The organism is Halonotius sp. F2-221B (assembly GCF_046719765.1).
Taxonomy (GTDB): Archaea; Halobacteriota; Halobacteria; order Halobacteriales; family Haloferacaceae; genus Halonotius.
This window is the reverse complement of the sequence record NZ_JABEBY010000031.1, coordinates 1-12,020: the sequence shown is the minus strand read 5'-3', so window position 1 is coordinate 12,020 and position 12,020 is coordinate 1. Positions and strand designations below refer to the sequence as shown.

The following is a 12,020-nucleotide window of genomic DNA, read 5'->3' as shown; positions in this document are numbered from 1 at the left end:
AACTTCCTCAGCCTCACACTCAACACTGATCGCTGGTTCGAGAAAATCTTGAGTACCGACTTCTACAGATGAGCGATGCGATATATTCGACGTGCCCCTGACCGGCGACGAACTGATCGGGCGTGATTGTGATTCGGCGGCCGAAGGGATCAAGGATCGATTCGCCGACCCGGAGGGATTCATCACAGGCATTGCCGAGCGGCATGCCGACCGAGAGGCTGTCCACAACGAGAAACTCAGTCTTGCTGATGGCCGATTTGTTGAACGCGATTACCTGCCCTACAGTCTCCCCGAGGGTGAGGCCAGTATGTGGGTGTACCGCGATATCACGACACAGAAGCAGTACGAACAGACGCTCAAAGAGCTGCTTCGGTCAACCCAGAACCTGCAGTCCGCAACGACCCCCGAGGAGGTTGCGACAATCGGCGTCGAGACAGCGAAAGGCGTGTTTGACCGCCCGATCAATGGGATTCACCTCCACGATGCGAGCGAGGACGTACTCGAACCGGTGGCGTGGACAGCGGCTGCCGAGGAGCAGCTGGACGCGGAGCCGCCCGCGCTTCCTGTCGAGGACAGTCTGGCAGGACAGGTCTATCGAACGGGCGACGCGGAGAGTTACGAAAACATCACCGAGCACCCCGATCGGTTTACCGATGAGACGCCGTTTCGGAGCGAGCTGATGTATCCACTCGGCGATCACGGGGTCTTTATTCTGAGTGCGACTGAATCGGATGCCTTCGATCAGATCGACGCAACGCTTGCACAGCTCCTGTCGACCAGTCTGACATCGGCACTCACCCGTGTCGAACAGCGACAGGAGCTTGAAACCCAGAACGAACGGCTTGACGAGTTTGCGAGTGTGCTGTCACACGACCTGCGGAACCCACTCAACGTTGCCGAGGGTCGACTGGAACTCGCGCAGGGGGAGATGGACAGCGAGCACTTTGCGCCGATTGAGCGGTCGCATACGCGGATGCGGTCGCTGATCGAGAGTTTGCTGACGCTTGCTCGCAGTGGTGACGATATCGAAGAGCTGGAGTCTGTTGCACTCGGCTCGTTTGCCGAGAACTGCTGGAGAAATGTCGACACCCAGCAGGCAACACTGGAGACCACCACCGATCAGACCGTTCAAGCCGACCGGAGTCAGCTCAAACAGCTACTTGAGAATCTCGTTCGAAATGCGGTCGAACACGGTGATAGGGAGGTTACGATCACCATCGGCGCGCTCGATGACGGGTTTTTCGTCGAAGACGACGGCCCCGGGATTCCACCGGAGGAGCGCGACGAGATATTCGATCTCGGCTATTCGACAGCGGACAGTGGGACTGGGCTGGGGCTCTCTATCGTCAAGCGGGTCGCCGACGCCCACGGGTGGGAGATGACGGTGACCGGCGGCACCGACGGTGGAGCCCGGTTCGAGATCACCGGTGTCACGACGGGCGCAGCGTAGTGCCGGTTTGTTGAGCAGGAGGGTTCGACCCCAAGCGGAGGCTTTTGTCCGTCACAAACCAATGCGACACAATGACAAACACAGACGACCACGACCCCGATTCGGCGTTGCTCAGCGAGAGCGAAGAAAAGACGACCCAGTATCTGAACACGGCGATCCTGGGCATACTCGTGTTCATCGTGCTTCCGGGATCGTACTATTTCATCGGGCTGCGCGCGGCTGCCCTGGTCGCCCTGAGCAGCCTCTTTCTGGTGATCTACTTCAACCAGTTCTGACACCCGTAACACGGACACCGTTATACCGGTCTCGTGCCTCTAGATAGTGCGATGGTAACGCAGCGGGACGGCAACGAGATCGACCTCCTCAGGTCGTCGATCCAGACCACGGGTGGCGCGATAGTCTCGACGACGCTCTACACCCTGAGCGGGGTGATCTACGCCTTCGTCACGTCACCGTCAGTCACCGGCCGCTACTTTTTTGTCGTACTCGGCATCGCACTCGTACTCAGACCGATCAGAGGAATCACCCAGACCCTCCACAAAATCGGACCCGAACCCGGCGAGTCGGTCGATGCCTACCTTGGTGTCGCCCTTGCGTTCAGTGCTGGCTATCTCTGTCTGCTTGGACTGGTCGCTGTGACAACGAGCGAGTATCTCGCAGCGGCAACCGTATTCGATCAGGGGCTCCTCCGTGTCTCGGCGGTCTATGCGGTGACGACCGCGCTGGCGATGACGGTCGGGAGCCTCACCAGTGCCGTCGGCTATCCCAGCGCGGTTACGTGGATCAACAGCGTCAAGAGTAGCCTCGAACTGGGACTGCTACTAGGGTTGATGGGGTCGATAACCACCGTCACGGATCTCATGCTAGTCATGATCACGGTTCGACTCGCCGTGTTCGGCGTCATGATCGTGATCCTCGGGGTGACACCCACTCTTCCGAGTCGCCACGAGATATCGCGGGCATGGGAGTTCGCCAGATGGAGTATCCCCGATCAGGTGCTCGACCGAGTCTCGTACAACATGCCGGTGTACGTGCTGGGAATCGTGTCGACACCGCTTGCGGTCGGTATCTACGAGGCGGCCGACCGGTTTGGTGACTTCGGCGCGACGATCGCCTGGCAGCTCTCGAATCCGTTGCTGACGAAGGTCAGCGGTGATACGGCCGCGGATATCGACATCAGTGGGTATATCGACTCGGCGGTCACCGGCGGGAGCGGCGTCTCGTTTCTCGTGTTCGGCTACCTGCTGTCGACTCGTGATATCATCGCCACGGCGGCCTTCGGATCGGCACCCGAACAGTTCTCGACGACCGTGATCATCGTTGGCGGTATCAACATCTTCCGTGGGTTCTGGACCCTTGCTTCGCACACGCTGGAGGGCCTCGGGGAGCCGGGGCTGAGTTTCCGTACGAAGCTCTACGGGTTGACCGTCAGTGTCCCGCTGACGCTGTGGCTCGGGTCGCAGTATGGGGCACTCGCCGGCGCAGCCGGCTACGTGGTGATGAACGTCGTCGTCGGTGGCTACGTGGTCTACTACAGCAGCCGCGTTCTCTCCTCGACGCTCGTTGATCGGCGTCTCGTGGGACAGTTCGTGGCTGCACTCCTCGTGGAGTCGGGGGTCGTCTACGGCACCGTCTGGGGTGTTACGGCTGCCGGTGGCGGCCCAGTCACTGCCGCGGTGCTCGCCGTGCCGGCTGCCTGTCTTGGCTTTGGGCTCGCACTCGGTTCCGTCTCCGAGCAGGCGCGTGTGGTGTACCGCCGAACCTGCGAGATATCCAGCCAGCAACTGCGCCTTCGCGTGCTGTGAGCAACCGGTGTTGTGCACACTCGTGTAACCGGCGGTCGAGACAACTGCTCAGGTATTGCCAAGAGGTTCGTCTTAGGTGGGCTGCGTTGTGTGTTCGGTACGCGCTGGACGCTGTGCACTGACGCTGGAACACACCTGACAGCAGCGGCTGTCAGGCAGACACCGAAAAGTCCTCTATCGAACGGTCGTGCCGCGTGACCTGCTCGCTGATAAGCAGCTTCTCTGTTCGGTCGAGCTGTGACCACGCCAGATTCTCGGGTGGTGCGTTCTCGAACGTCTCGAACTGTGTGAAGACTGCCTCATTGATGAACCGGCTGAACGAGCCACACCCCTCACACGCCATCGACAGGTGCGACGTATCAAATGCTCTGGTGATCGTCTCGTCAAGACAGCTCAGACACCGATACGTTCGTTTCACGTCTGCAGTTGGGGCGCGGCGCATGAATAGGTTTGGTCGGGCAGAGTGTTCCCCGACACCGGAGGCCTGAAATCACCCTGTTACGTCGCAGTAATTTGCCACCGACCGCGGCGGCCTACAGTGGGCTGGTCGCAGCGTATCGCTCCGTGTGGGCTCGGTGGTGGTCGATACAGGTCACACAAGCCGGCCTGAACGTCCATGTCGGTGAGTCGCAGTCCTTTCGCGGCGGCGGTGGCGATCCCGCCCTGTCTCCTCGCCGATCATGGGGTGATCGAGGCGGGATCCGACCCCCACGTGTCGTAATGCTCCATCGCATCCTGGACGAGCGAGAGCCGATACCGCGCGAGATCCCAGTCGCTTGCGACCCGCGTGAGTTCGTGGGCCCGTTCGGCGTCGACATCGTCCGTGGTCGCGCGTTCGCGGAGGTCACGCCCGGCCGGCTGCAGCCATCCCACGACCGACTGTGCCATCCCCGGTGCGACATCGATCAAAAGCCCGCCTTGTCGAGTTCGTCGAGAAACGCCGGGCGGTTCGAGTGTTCGTCCTTCAACTCGTCGACGAACGCCTCGAACCGAGCCTCGGGAACGAGGGGCTGCATCGCTTCGAGGTGGTCAGCGATCGTCCGGTAGTGCCGCCGCCCCGTCTCGCCGGCGGCAAACGGGACGAGAAGCTCCCGGTAGCACTCGAAGTATTCGACAGGATCGACCGTTGCGACCGGCTCTCGATACTGGCGGAACAGCGAGAGCTGCTCGCTGGCCTGTAGTTCCGCAAACGCGGCATCAAGCTCGCCCTCGTGGACGTACAGCGCGATGCGTTGGGCATGGCTGTCCGGGAATCGCTGTTCGATCTCCTCGTAGCGGGCCTGCCACTCCGTTTCGTCACAGTTGTCTTTCAGTTCGTCGTAGGCGTCCCAGTCGGTATGTTCAAGAAACAATGCTTGTAGTGTCTCGCGGTACTGATCGAGATCACGCTCGCGGTAGTAGTCGGCCGCCAGCCAACGAAGCTCCGTCGTCCGCCCGAAGGTCTCGATACCGTTCTCAATAACCTCAATCGCTCGCTCGCCGTTCCCCTCATCGAGCAGCCGCTCGGCGTACTGCCGGCAGAGCCGGGGACTTTCGAGATACACCGACTCGTATAGCTCCGAGAGGGCTGTGTCCCTGTCGAGTGCATCCAGGATATACCGGTACATCGAGACGAGGCGCCGGACGCGAAGCGAGGAGGAAAGCTCCGTGCTCCCACCACTTGCGGCCGCCGGGTCGACATCGACGGTGTGTTCCTCGACGGTCGTCGGGTCGTCGAGACGCAACGTCTCGAAGGCGTCACCGACGAAAAACACGAGTTGCAGTGGCCCAACCGCCGGATGTTCGATATCGAGTGTGCCACCGGTGAAGTCGTCGGTGGTAAGCGGCCCACTCGTGAAATCAGAGGCATACAGCACGTCGTCGGTTCGCTCGCGGTGCTGTGCGGATGCGTCGTTCGGTGCTGGCTCCTCGGTCGACTCACCAGTGGTCATGGCGTCCAGGCTGATATTCGAGACGCGATCCTCCAGCACCGACAGCCAGTATTCGAGGTCGTCGTCAGTCGTACAGAGCGTTCGCAGCGCGTCGTCATAATAGTCGCTGGCAAAGTTGTGCTCGGCGTTGATAAACCCCTCACAGAGTGTCTCGATGTGGGATCGCCGCTCGTCGTGGCTGGCGGTGCCGTCGACGACGGTCTCGGCGTAGGAGTCGATTGCGCGCTCGATCTCACGACCGTAGTGGCCCCCGCTGTCGTCGACACGATTCAGGTGTTCCCGGATCGCCTCCGCGATCGCCTGGTAGATGGTCGTCGCTGTCTCGATGTCCCCGCGGTCGCGGTGGGTTTCGGCCAGATCGTGGTACTTGGAAAAATCGATATAGGTATCCTGCGTGATCATCCCGCGGCGGCCGGCAGCGTCGTCGAACAGCCGGTCGATCTCCTGTTTGTAGTCGGACACCGTCTTGCCCGTGTCTGCGCCTGCGTAGGCGAGAAGCCGGTCGCGGATCTCCGGTTCGTCGGCGACGACATCCAGCAGGAAGGATCGGAGTTCGTCGGCCGTCATATCGGCGACCACCGAGTCGAGAGCAACCCTCTCTGACGGCGTCTGTTCGGTGTCGTCGACCGTGGTACCCTCCGGCTCGTCGTCTCGACCTGCGACCGCCAGCAGCACGGCAACGATGTGCTTGCAGTCGCCCGCGTAATCGTATGGACAGGTGCAGTGGGTTCGGATGGCGTCGTCGACGATGTCGATAGCCACCTCATAGTCGCTAGAGCCACGAACGGTGGCCCTGATCTCCCTGCCGTCGATATCGACGTGCTGGACGCGATCCTGCTGGTAGTAGTTGACGCCCCGCTCGAAGGACTGTTCGGTACAGAGCGAGCGAATCTCGTCTCGGCTTGGCGCGTCCATCTGTTGCCGACGATTACCGTGGAGGTGCCTGAAAATCTGGTGTTTACACACCCACTGGCCGCGTCGTGGTCAACCGCCGTCGCGCGCCGGTTACAGGACGATATCGGTAAACGCCCAGTCGGCCGGGAGCCGTCCAGCAAGTCCACAGTCAACGACGATACGCCGGAGCCGATCCCGAACCGCGGGATCCCAGTCGAACCCATCTGTGTGAAACGCGGGCGACAGCGTCTCCCAGTTCCAGTGGTCGCTCGTATCGGGGTTGTAGCCACGATCGATCTTCCCGACAGCCTGGAGTAACTGGGCCGGGTCAGCAACGAGATCCGCATCAAACAGGGTTTCGAGGAGTGTTGTCGCCGCGTGCTGATCGGCGTGCATCGCGTGTTCGATGGCTGTCCCGACCCAGATCTCATACTCGCCGTCGGTGAGCGTTTCGATGGTTGTCTCGAAGGGATGGTTCGGATGGCCGATCCCCCACCCGTAGCTCATCGAATCGATCCACGGCTGTGTATCGCCGGGATGCCGATGAAACGGTAGGAGATACTCCAGCGCGTCGACCGGGATCGCCGCAACATCGTTGTCACGGCGTGTCCGTACCAACTGCATGCCAGTCACAGCCACAAGCACGTGACTGACGTGTGGATACTCCTCGAAATCGCCACGTTCCGCGCCGCCGAAGGGTTCGTGCTCGGGATAGGTATCGAAATCGGACGTGGCTTCAGGCCAGTACGCCTCAAGGACGTCGAGAAGAAACGGCCATCCCTCCCGCTCGGTGACCGTTTCGAGCCCCTCGACAGCCGGCCCGAAGAAGGTACGATGAAAGCCCCAGTAGTCGCCGTCCTCGCCGCGTGCCCACTCGTCGGTGAGTCGCCGTTCGTACGCCGCAAGTGCTTGATAGACTGCCATCTCGTCGCCCTGCCGTGCGTTTTCGAGCGGGGCTGTCAATGCCTCGCTGGCTGCACGTCTCACTCGCCGCTCGGTTTGCCGCTCCTGTCGATTGATCTCTTCTCGCTTGTCTTCGAGTAGATCCTCGCCAGCAGTCGGTTCGTCCGCCGAACAGTCGTGGAGGCGAAGCCGGCTCAGCGTCTTGAACGTCTCCTGGCAGTCATCGCAGGTGTGGGGCATGGCTGCGTCTTCTCACTGGGTGGTGTTCAACCCTGCTGTCGTCGGTGTCCGTCGACATCACTGATCGTATCGGTCTTCGAGATCGTCGAGTGCGCGCCGGAACTGCTCGTTGTTGATCGCCGGATCCGCCGTCGTCCGCGCTTCCAGGACACCGGCGTAGGTGTCGAACGCGGATGGGGTCGGATCGGTCGCAAGCACACAGTCGGCGTAGCCGTCGAGTGCGGTCTGGATGACCTGTGCGTAGTGGTCGTAGGCTCCGTCGATCCAGTTGTACTTCTCGTCGACTTCCTCGAATACCGCCCGGTAGACGGTCGCGGCGGCCAGATACCGTTCTCGATCCCGGTACTGTTCGGCGATCGCAAAAAACCGTGAGAAGTCGATGGCCTCGTATACGACTGGGTCGGCGTGTTGCTCGAATAGCTGTGCGATCTCCTCGCGGTATTCCTCGACCGAGTTGTCGTCGACCCCGAACCGTGCGAGAAACTGTTCGCGCAACCCGGGCTGTTCGGCCACCGCATCACGGACGAATTCACGCAGCTCGTCGACCGACACGTCCCTGAGTACGTCGTCAACCTGATCGCTTTCGTCCTGCGGGGTGTCTGCGGCGATTTCCAGCAACACAGCAACGATGTGTTTGCAGTCGCCGCCACCGCTGTATGGGCAGGTACACCGCGTGTCGATGCTCCGGCCGCCGAAGTCGATCGTCACGTCATAGAGGTGTGAACCGCTGACGCGTGCGGTCACGAGGTCGTCGAATCGGTCGATCCGTTGAATCCGTCCCTCGTCACGGTACGTTTCACCACGCTCAAAGACGGCGTCGGTGCTCCGCTCTTTGGCCGTCCCTCGGTCAACGTTCATAAACTGTTGTCTGAGACGACTGCCCAATCCGATTTCGGTGTCGATGCGTTGGTAGGGTGTAGGTCAGCCATCATTCGACAGACACACCAGCGTCGAGGTGGCTGGTGCTCTACGACGGGCTCGTCGGTCACGACAGCCGCTATCCGTCGCCATCACCGGGTTTGATCCCAACAGGGTCGCCGTCGTCCCATGCTACCGCCTGCACCACCTCACCAAGCGACGCCAGCCGCCGCGCGACGACCGCCAGCGGATGGGCGTCGATGACCGTCGCCGCCTGCCGCTCGACGACCCGCTCCCCGCTGTCGAGTTGCAGATGCACCGGGCCCAGTTCCTCGTGGCTCCCGTCCTGGTGCCACCCGACTGCCAGCCCCCGCTCCGGTTCGATCCAGGTGCACCAGTAGTGTTCGTACTCGACCTCTGTTTCGAGTCGAAACCCGATCTCGATGCGTGCGTCATCGGACGGATAGGCGTCGACCCCGAGAAACCGCCGCGGCGTTACCTCGCCGACGACGCGGTACGGCCCCGGCTCGCCCGGCTCGGCGCGTCGCCGCCACACCGTCTCACAGGAGCCACGAAGCCGGGTAGCGATCCGCTCGTGGAGTCGCCGGGCCTGCAGGTTCGCCCGGTTGGCGAGCAACACCACCATTAGGCGAGCGTCGACGACGAGTCAGTTTGCGGCGAGGCGAGTTCGACGACATCGTCGTATAGTTGGAGGGCGTGTTTCACGAGCCCGATCTCCGTGTTGATCGCCTCCCACGTTTCGATGACGTTCCGACGCTCACGCAGCTCGGCCGCCGACAGCTCCTCGGTCGCCAGTTGCTCCCGAAACGCGGCCAGTGAGGTGGCGTCATAGTCCGTCGCCACCTCCTCTTGTTCGGTTTTCAGATCCGCCAGCCGCTGTTCTAACTCCTCGCGGGAGTGCTCGTCGATCAGATCGGTCACCTCATCAAAGAGTAATCGTACCGGGTTCAGATCGTAGGCCTGCGTACCGTCGACGGTCGTTTCGGTCACCCAGTCGTCGCTGGCCAACCCCTGGAGTTCGTCGGCCGCGGTCGCCCGCGAAACCTCGGCTCGCTCGGCAATCTCGCCGACGGGCGTTGGTTCGGTCAGCGTCTCCGCGACATGTCGAACCCGCTCCCGACCGCTGGTGTCGGCTGTCCACGACGGCGGTGTCGATTCAGCCATCTCAACCGATCTTCGGTTCCGAGGCTGAAATAATTTTGTGGCAGTTAATTATGTAGTAGCAGGGCTGCTCACCGCTGGGAACCCTTCACTCGCCACACTGGGGCCATTACCGATCAACACCTCACACCTCACGTTAAACTGGAGAACCACCGGGTGCAGCCACTCGTTGGAACCGTCGATTGTGAAGAGTACTGCGCGCACACCGGGAGCAACCCAACCACTTACCTTGTCGCCGGACGACTAGAGAGGTATCCGATGGAACCAAACGCGGCACCACCACTCGGAGACAGGCCCCACTGCTCGGACTGTCGTGCGGCCTTGGAATCCGGTGGTCGACAGGCGATCTCGTTTCTCCTTGTGGGGACACTCACGGTGCCGGTCGTTGGGTGCGATGCCCATCTTGAGGAGTTTCGGGCGATCTGCGAGCTCACAACCGAGGACAGCGCGGAACTGTTAGGCCACCTGCCGGCTGGCGGGATTCAGTGTCCAGCCTGTCGCAATCACGAACACGGGGGCGGCATGCCACTCATCTTTGTCGAAGCCGGCGCGGTTGGTGTCTTGGCGTGTGAGCGACACGCCACAGCGGTCATCGAGTGTTACCAATCAGGCCTCCAGACACGACAGCAGTTAGGGACAAACGGGCCTCGCGGCGGGGGGAACAGCCACGACACAGCCGAAATTGAGCTGCCGGATCTCGACGACAGCCTGTAGGCCAGAGCGACGCTGTGGGAATATCGCCGACGACCGGAGCACACGGGGCGCGTACGGGGAGTCGACAGCGCCCTCAACAGTGATCGCACTCACAGTAGGTCTCACACACGGGGTTATCGCAGTCAGGATTCTGTGCCGAACAGTACTCCTTGCCGTGGGTGATCAACAGTACGTGCAGGCTGTATTTGATATCATCCGGGATCAGTTCGTTGAGCACCTCGTGGGCCTGGTCGGCGGTCGTCGATTCCGCGATCAACCCAAACCGGGTCGACAGTCGCTGGATGTGGGTGTCGACCGCGAAGGTCGGCTTCTCGAAGTGGAAGTTCAACACGACGTTGGCGGTCTTCGAGCCGACGCCTTTGATATCGGTCAGCCACGCCTGAGCCGCGTCGGTGTCCATCCCATCGAGAAAGGCCAGCGTGTACTCGCCGCCGGTCTCCTCACGGATCGCCGCGAGCGATCGCTGGATGCGCGTCGCCTTCTGGTTCATTAACCCGACCTCGGATATCACCTCGGCCAGTTCGTCGTGATCGGCCTGTTCCATCGCCCGATAGTCGGGATACGCCGCAAACAGTTCCTTGGAGGCACGCGCGGTCTGTACGTCGGCGACGTTCTGTGAGAGGATCGTGGTGAGTAGCTGACGAACACCATCCTCGCTGTAGGTCTTGCTCGGCCGGCCATGCAGCTCGATCAGATCGCGGTGCAGCTGCCGGATATCCATACGAGTCGTTAGAGCCACACCGGTAATTGGATGTCGGCTCAGCAGTCAGCGTCGTTCCTCATACCGCGCGCCGACACAGCAAAAACGGCTGCCCGGGGCGTCGCTTCCGACGCGCCGCTGCGAGAGCAGTGTCCGTGGAGGCTATCAGAGGTCGTTGGTCGGACACGCCTGATCAGTGAATGGGTCAGGGGTACCGTAGGTGGCGTCCCATTTCGCTCGGATATGTTGATGCACATCACGCTCGGTGCCGGATCGCATAAAGATCCAAAACTCGTCGTCTTCGGGGGTTTTGACCGCCCACGCCCCGTCTTCGGCTTCGCGGTACTCGACGAGTTGTGAGTTTCGGCGATGCGGCCCGCGGGTGACCATGATCGAGCCGGTGGTGAGGTCAGTGTCAGCATCGCCGGTGTTGCCATCGCCGGTGTCGGCATCACCGGAGCCAGTATCGTCAGCAACTGCAGGCGAGGCATCCGCCGGTGTAATCGTGAGCCGAACAACCGCAAGACGATCCGCTGGGAGGTCCATCTGCTCGGCAACGGCTGAGACATCGGCAGCTGCGTCGTCCCGACTGTCGCTGATCGCAGCCCCGTCGTCGTGGTGGCAGATGACACCCTCTACAGGATCGTAGACTGCGTATTTTTCGTCCTGATCAAATGTGGGATCTTGCTGAACGGATTGTGAGCGTGCTGTCATTTTGGGTACGTCTTCCTGGTGGAACGGTGTCGAACACAGCGACTGTTCTACGTGCGATGCCGTCGGACAGAGAGATGCAGTTCTACGCTTCGGGTTCCAGCAAATTAATCATAGGGGATACTATCCTCACGACAATGACACAACGGGCTCTGCAGCGTGCTAAAAGAGCAAAATCTATCCACGACGAAGGGATCGACACGCGGCTACCCGCGATAAACAGACTCACCCAACGGGAAGCCACCACTCACCCCGGTTGGGGGACAGAACGAAACGGAGCCCAGAGTGGTGTTAGGCGTAAGGGTATCGTATGAAAGCCAAGGGTCGGATTTGAACCGACGATGGGCGGCTCTGCAGGCCGCTGCGTTAGGCCGGACTCTGCCACCTTGGCGCGTGCTGTAGTATCCCCGAGAGTCGCTTAAGCCTAGCGGTTAGGTTGCTCATCGAGCGACTGTCGCTGCAAACAGCGATCCACCAGCGACAACGAGAGCTGTCGCTATCGGGCGAACGTAGCCAACAAGCCAGAGATGTGACTCGTTGGATGAGTGAATGAAAGTATGAATGGGTGGCGGCGAACCACGGCTCCCAGAGGGTCTCCCACTCCAGTACTGCGCGGAACGCTGACGAGCTTA

Annotated in this window: 13 protein-coding genes and 1 tRNA gene; 4 read left to right on the top strand and 10 right to left on the bottom strand. The window is 61.2% G+C overall.

The genetic code is table 11. From position 1 onward, the window contains the following. Positions 1–91: 91 nt before the first annotated feature. The 3 genes from HKK80_RS14805 to HKK80_RS14795 all read left to right on the top strand — a co-directional run bounded on the left by HKK80_RS14805 (position 92) and on the right by HKK80_RS14795 (position 3,255). Entirely contained in the window at positions 92–1,450 is a 1,359-nt protein-coding gene (locus tag HKK80_RS14805; protein WP_411800353.1) for a GAF domain-containing sensor histidine kinase, read from the top strand. Between the two features lie 71 nt (positions 1,451–1,521). Beyond that, positions 1,522–1,725, top strand: a complete 204-nt coding sequence (locus HKK80_RS14800) for a hypothetical protein (RefSeq protein ID WP_411800352.1) — start codon at positions 1,522–1,524, stop codon at positions 1,723–1,725. Between the two features lie 51 nt (positions 1,726–1,776). Further along, entirely contained in the window at positions 1,777–3,255 is a 1,479-nt protein-coding gene (locus HKK80_RS14795; RefSeq protein ID WP_411800351.1) for a lipopolysaccharide biosynthesis protein, read from the top strand. Positions 3,256–3,406: 151 nt separating this feature from the next. Here the strand turns inward: HKK80_RS14795 and HKK80_RS14790 are convergent, their stop codons facing one another. The 7 genes from HKK80_RS14790 to HKK80_RS14760 form a co-directional block, all read right to left on the bottom strand. Then, the gene (locus tag HKK80_RS14790; protein WP_411800350.1) at positions 3,407–3,697 is read right to left on the bottom strand and encodes a hypothetical protein; all 291 of its coding nucleotides are present in this window, start codon (positions 3,695–3,697) and stop codon (positions 3,407–3,409) included. A 236-nt stretch (positions 3,698–3,933) separates the two neighbouring features. Next, positions 3,934–4,143 (bottom strand): hypothetical protein, encoded by a 210-nt coding sequence (locus tag HKK80_RS14785; protein ID WP_411800349.1) that lies wholly within the window; start codon positions 4,141–4,143, stop codon positions 3,934–3,936. 17 nt (positions 4,144–4,160) lie between these two features. Next, on the bottom strand, positions 4,161–6,101 hold the full coding sequence (locus HKK80_RS14780; protein ID WP_411800348.1) for an SWIM zinc finger family protein: 1,941 nt from the start codon (positions 6,099–6,101) through the stop codon (positions 4,161–4,163). A gap of 90 nt (positions 6,102–6,191) precedes the next feature. Beyond that, positions 6,192–7,223, bottom strand: coding sequence for a hypothetical protein (locus tag HKK80_RS14775; protein WP_411800347.1), 1,032 nt, complete (start codon positions 7,221–7,223; stop codon positions 6,192–6,194). A 57-nt stretch (positions 7,224–7,280) separates the two neighbouring features. Continuing rightward, a complete protein-coding gene (locus HKK80_RS14770) occupies positions 7,281–8,081 on the bottom strand; it encodes an SWIM zinc finger family protein (protein WP_411800346.1) in 801 nt (266 codons plus the stop codon). A 139-nt stretch (positions 8,082–8,220) separates the two neighbouring features. Next, positions 8,221–8,727, bottom strand: coding sequence for a hypothetical protein (locus HKK80_RS14765; protein ID WP_411800345.1), 507 nt, complete (start codon positions 8,725–8,727; stop codon positions 8,221–8,223). Next, positions 8,727–9,266, bottom strand: coding sequence for an ArsR family transcriptional regulator (locus HKK80_RS14760; protein ID WP_411800344.1), 540 nt, complete (start codon positions 9,264–9,266; stop codon positions 8,727–8,729). Before HKK80_RS14760 ends, HKK80_RS14765 begins: the two co-directional genes overlap by 1 nt. Before the next feature lie 255 nt (positions 9,267–9,521). On the opposite strand from HKK80_RS14760, the gene HKK80_RS14755 reads away from it, so the two are divergent. After that, the gene (locus tag HKK80_RS14755; RefSeq protein WP_411800343.1) at positions 9,522–9,977 is read left to right on the top strand and encodes a hypothetical protein; all 456 of its coding nucleotides are present in this window, start codon (positions 9,522–9,524) and stop codon (positions 9,975–9,977) included. Between the two features lie 73 nt (positions 9,978–10,050). Here the strand turns inward: HKK80_RS14755 and HKK80_RS14750 are convergent, their stop codons facing one another. From HKK80_RS14750 to HKK80_RS14740, 3 genes are all read right to left on the bottom strand, one after another. Further along, a complete protein-coding gene (locus tag HKK80_RS14750; protein ID WP_411800342.1) occupies positions 10,051–10,698 on the bottom strand; it encodes an endonuclease III domain-containing protein in 648 nt (215 codons plus the stop codon). Positions 10,699–10,842: 144 nt separating this feature from the next. After that, the gene (locus HKK80_RS14745) at positions 10,843–11,391 is read right to left on the bottom strand and encodes a hypothetical protein (protein ID WP_411800341.1); all 549 of its coding nucleotides are present in this window, start codon (positions 11,389–11,391) and stop codon (positions 10,843–10,845) included. A 312-nt stretch (positions 11,392–11,703) separates the two neighbouring features. Continuing rightward, positions 11,704–11,779, bottom strand: a tRNA-Cys gene (locus HKK80_RS14740). Positions 11,780–12,020: the final 241 nt, after the last annotated feature.

Excerpts from the sequence above, each read along its gene's own strand:
- HKK80_RS14800 (WP_411800352.1), top strand. The coding sequence starts at position 1,522 with ATGACAAACACAGACGACCACGACCCCGATTCGGCGTTGCTCAGCGAG.
- HKK80_RS14795 (WP_411800351.1), top strand. The coding sequence starts at position 1,777 with ATGGTAACGCAGCGGGACGGCAACGAGATCGACCTCCTCAGGTCGTCG.
- HKK80_RS14790 (WP_411800350.1), bottom strand. The coding sequence starts at position 3,697 with ATGCGCCGCGCCCCAACTGCAGACGTGAAACGAACGTATCGGTGTCTG.
- HKK80_RS14785 (WP_411800349.1), bottom strand. The coding sequence starts at position 4,143 with ATGGCACAGTCGGTCGTGGGATGGCTGCAGCCGGCCGGGCGTGACCTC.
- HKK80_RS14780 (WP_411800348.1), bottom strand. The coding sequence starts at position 6,101 with ATGGACGCGCCAAGCCGAGACGAGATTCGCTCGCTCTGTACCGAACAG.
- HKK80_RS14775 (WP_411800347.1), bottom strand. The coding sequence starts at position 7,223 with ATGCCCCACACCTGCGATGACTGCCAGGAGACGTTCAAGACGCTGAGC.
- HKK80_RS14770 (WP_411800346.1), bottom strand. The coding sequence starts at position 8,081 with ATGAACGTTGACCGAGGGACGGCCAAAGAGCGGAGCACCGACGCCGTC.
- HKK80_RS14765 (WP_411800345.1), bottom strand. The coding sequence starts at position 8,727 with ATGGTGGTGTTGCTCGCCAACCGGGCGAACCTGCAGGCCCGGCGACTC.
- HKK80_RS14760 (WP_411800344.1), bottom strand. The coding sequence starts at position 9,266 with ATGGCTGAATCGACACCGCCGTCGTGGACAGCCGACACCAGCGGTCGG.
- HKK80_RS14755 (WP_411800343.1), top strand. The coding sequence starts at position 9,522 with ATGGAACCAAACGCGGCACCACCACTCGGAGACAGGCCCCACTGCTCG.
- HKK80_RS14750 (WP_411800342.1), bottom strand. The coding sequence starts at position 10,698 with ATGGATATCCGGCAGCTGCACCGCGATCTGATCGAGCTGCATGGCCGG.
- HKK80_RS14745 (WP_411800341.1), bottom strand. The coding sequence starts at position 11,391 with ATGACAGCACGCTCACAATCCGTTCAGCAAGATCCCACATTTGATCAG.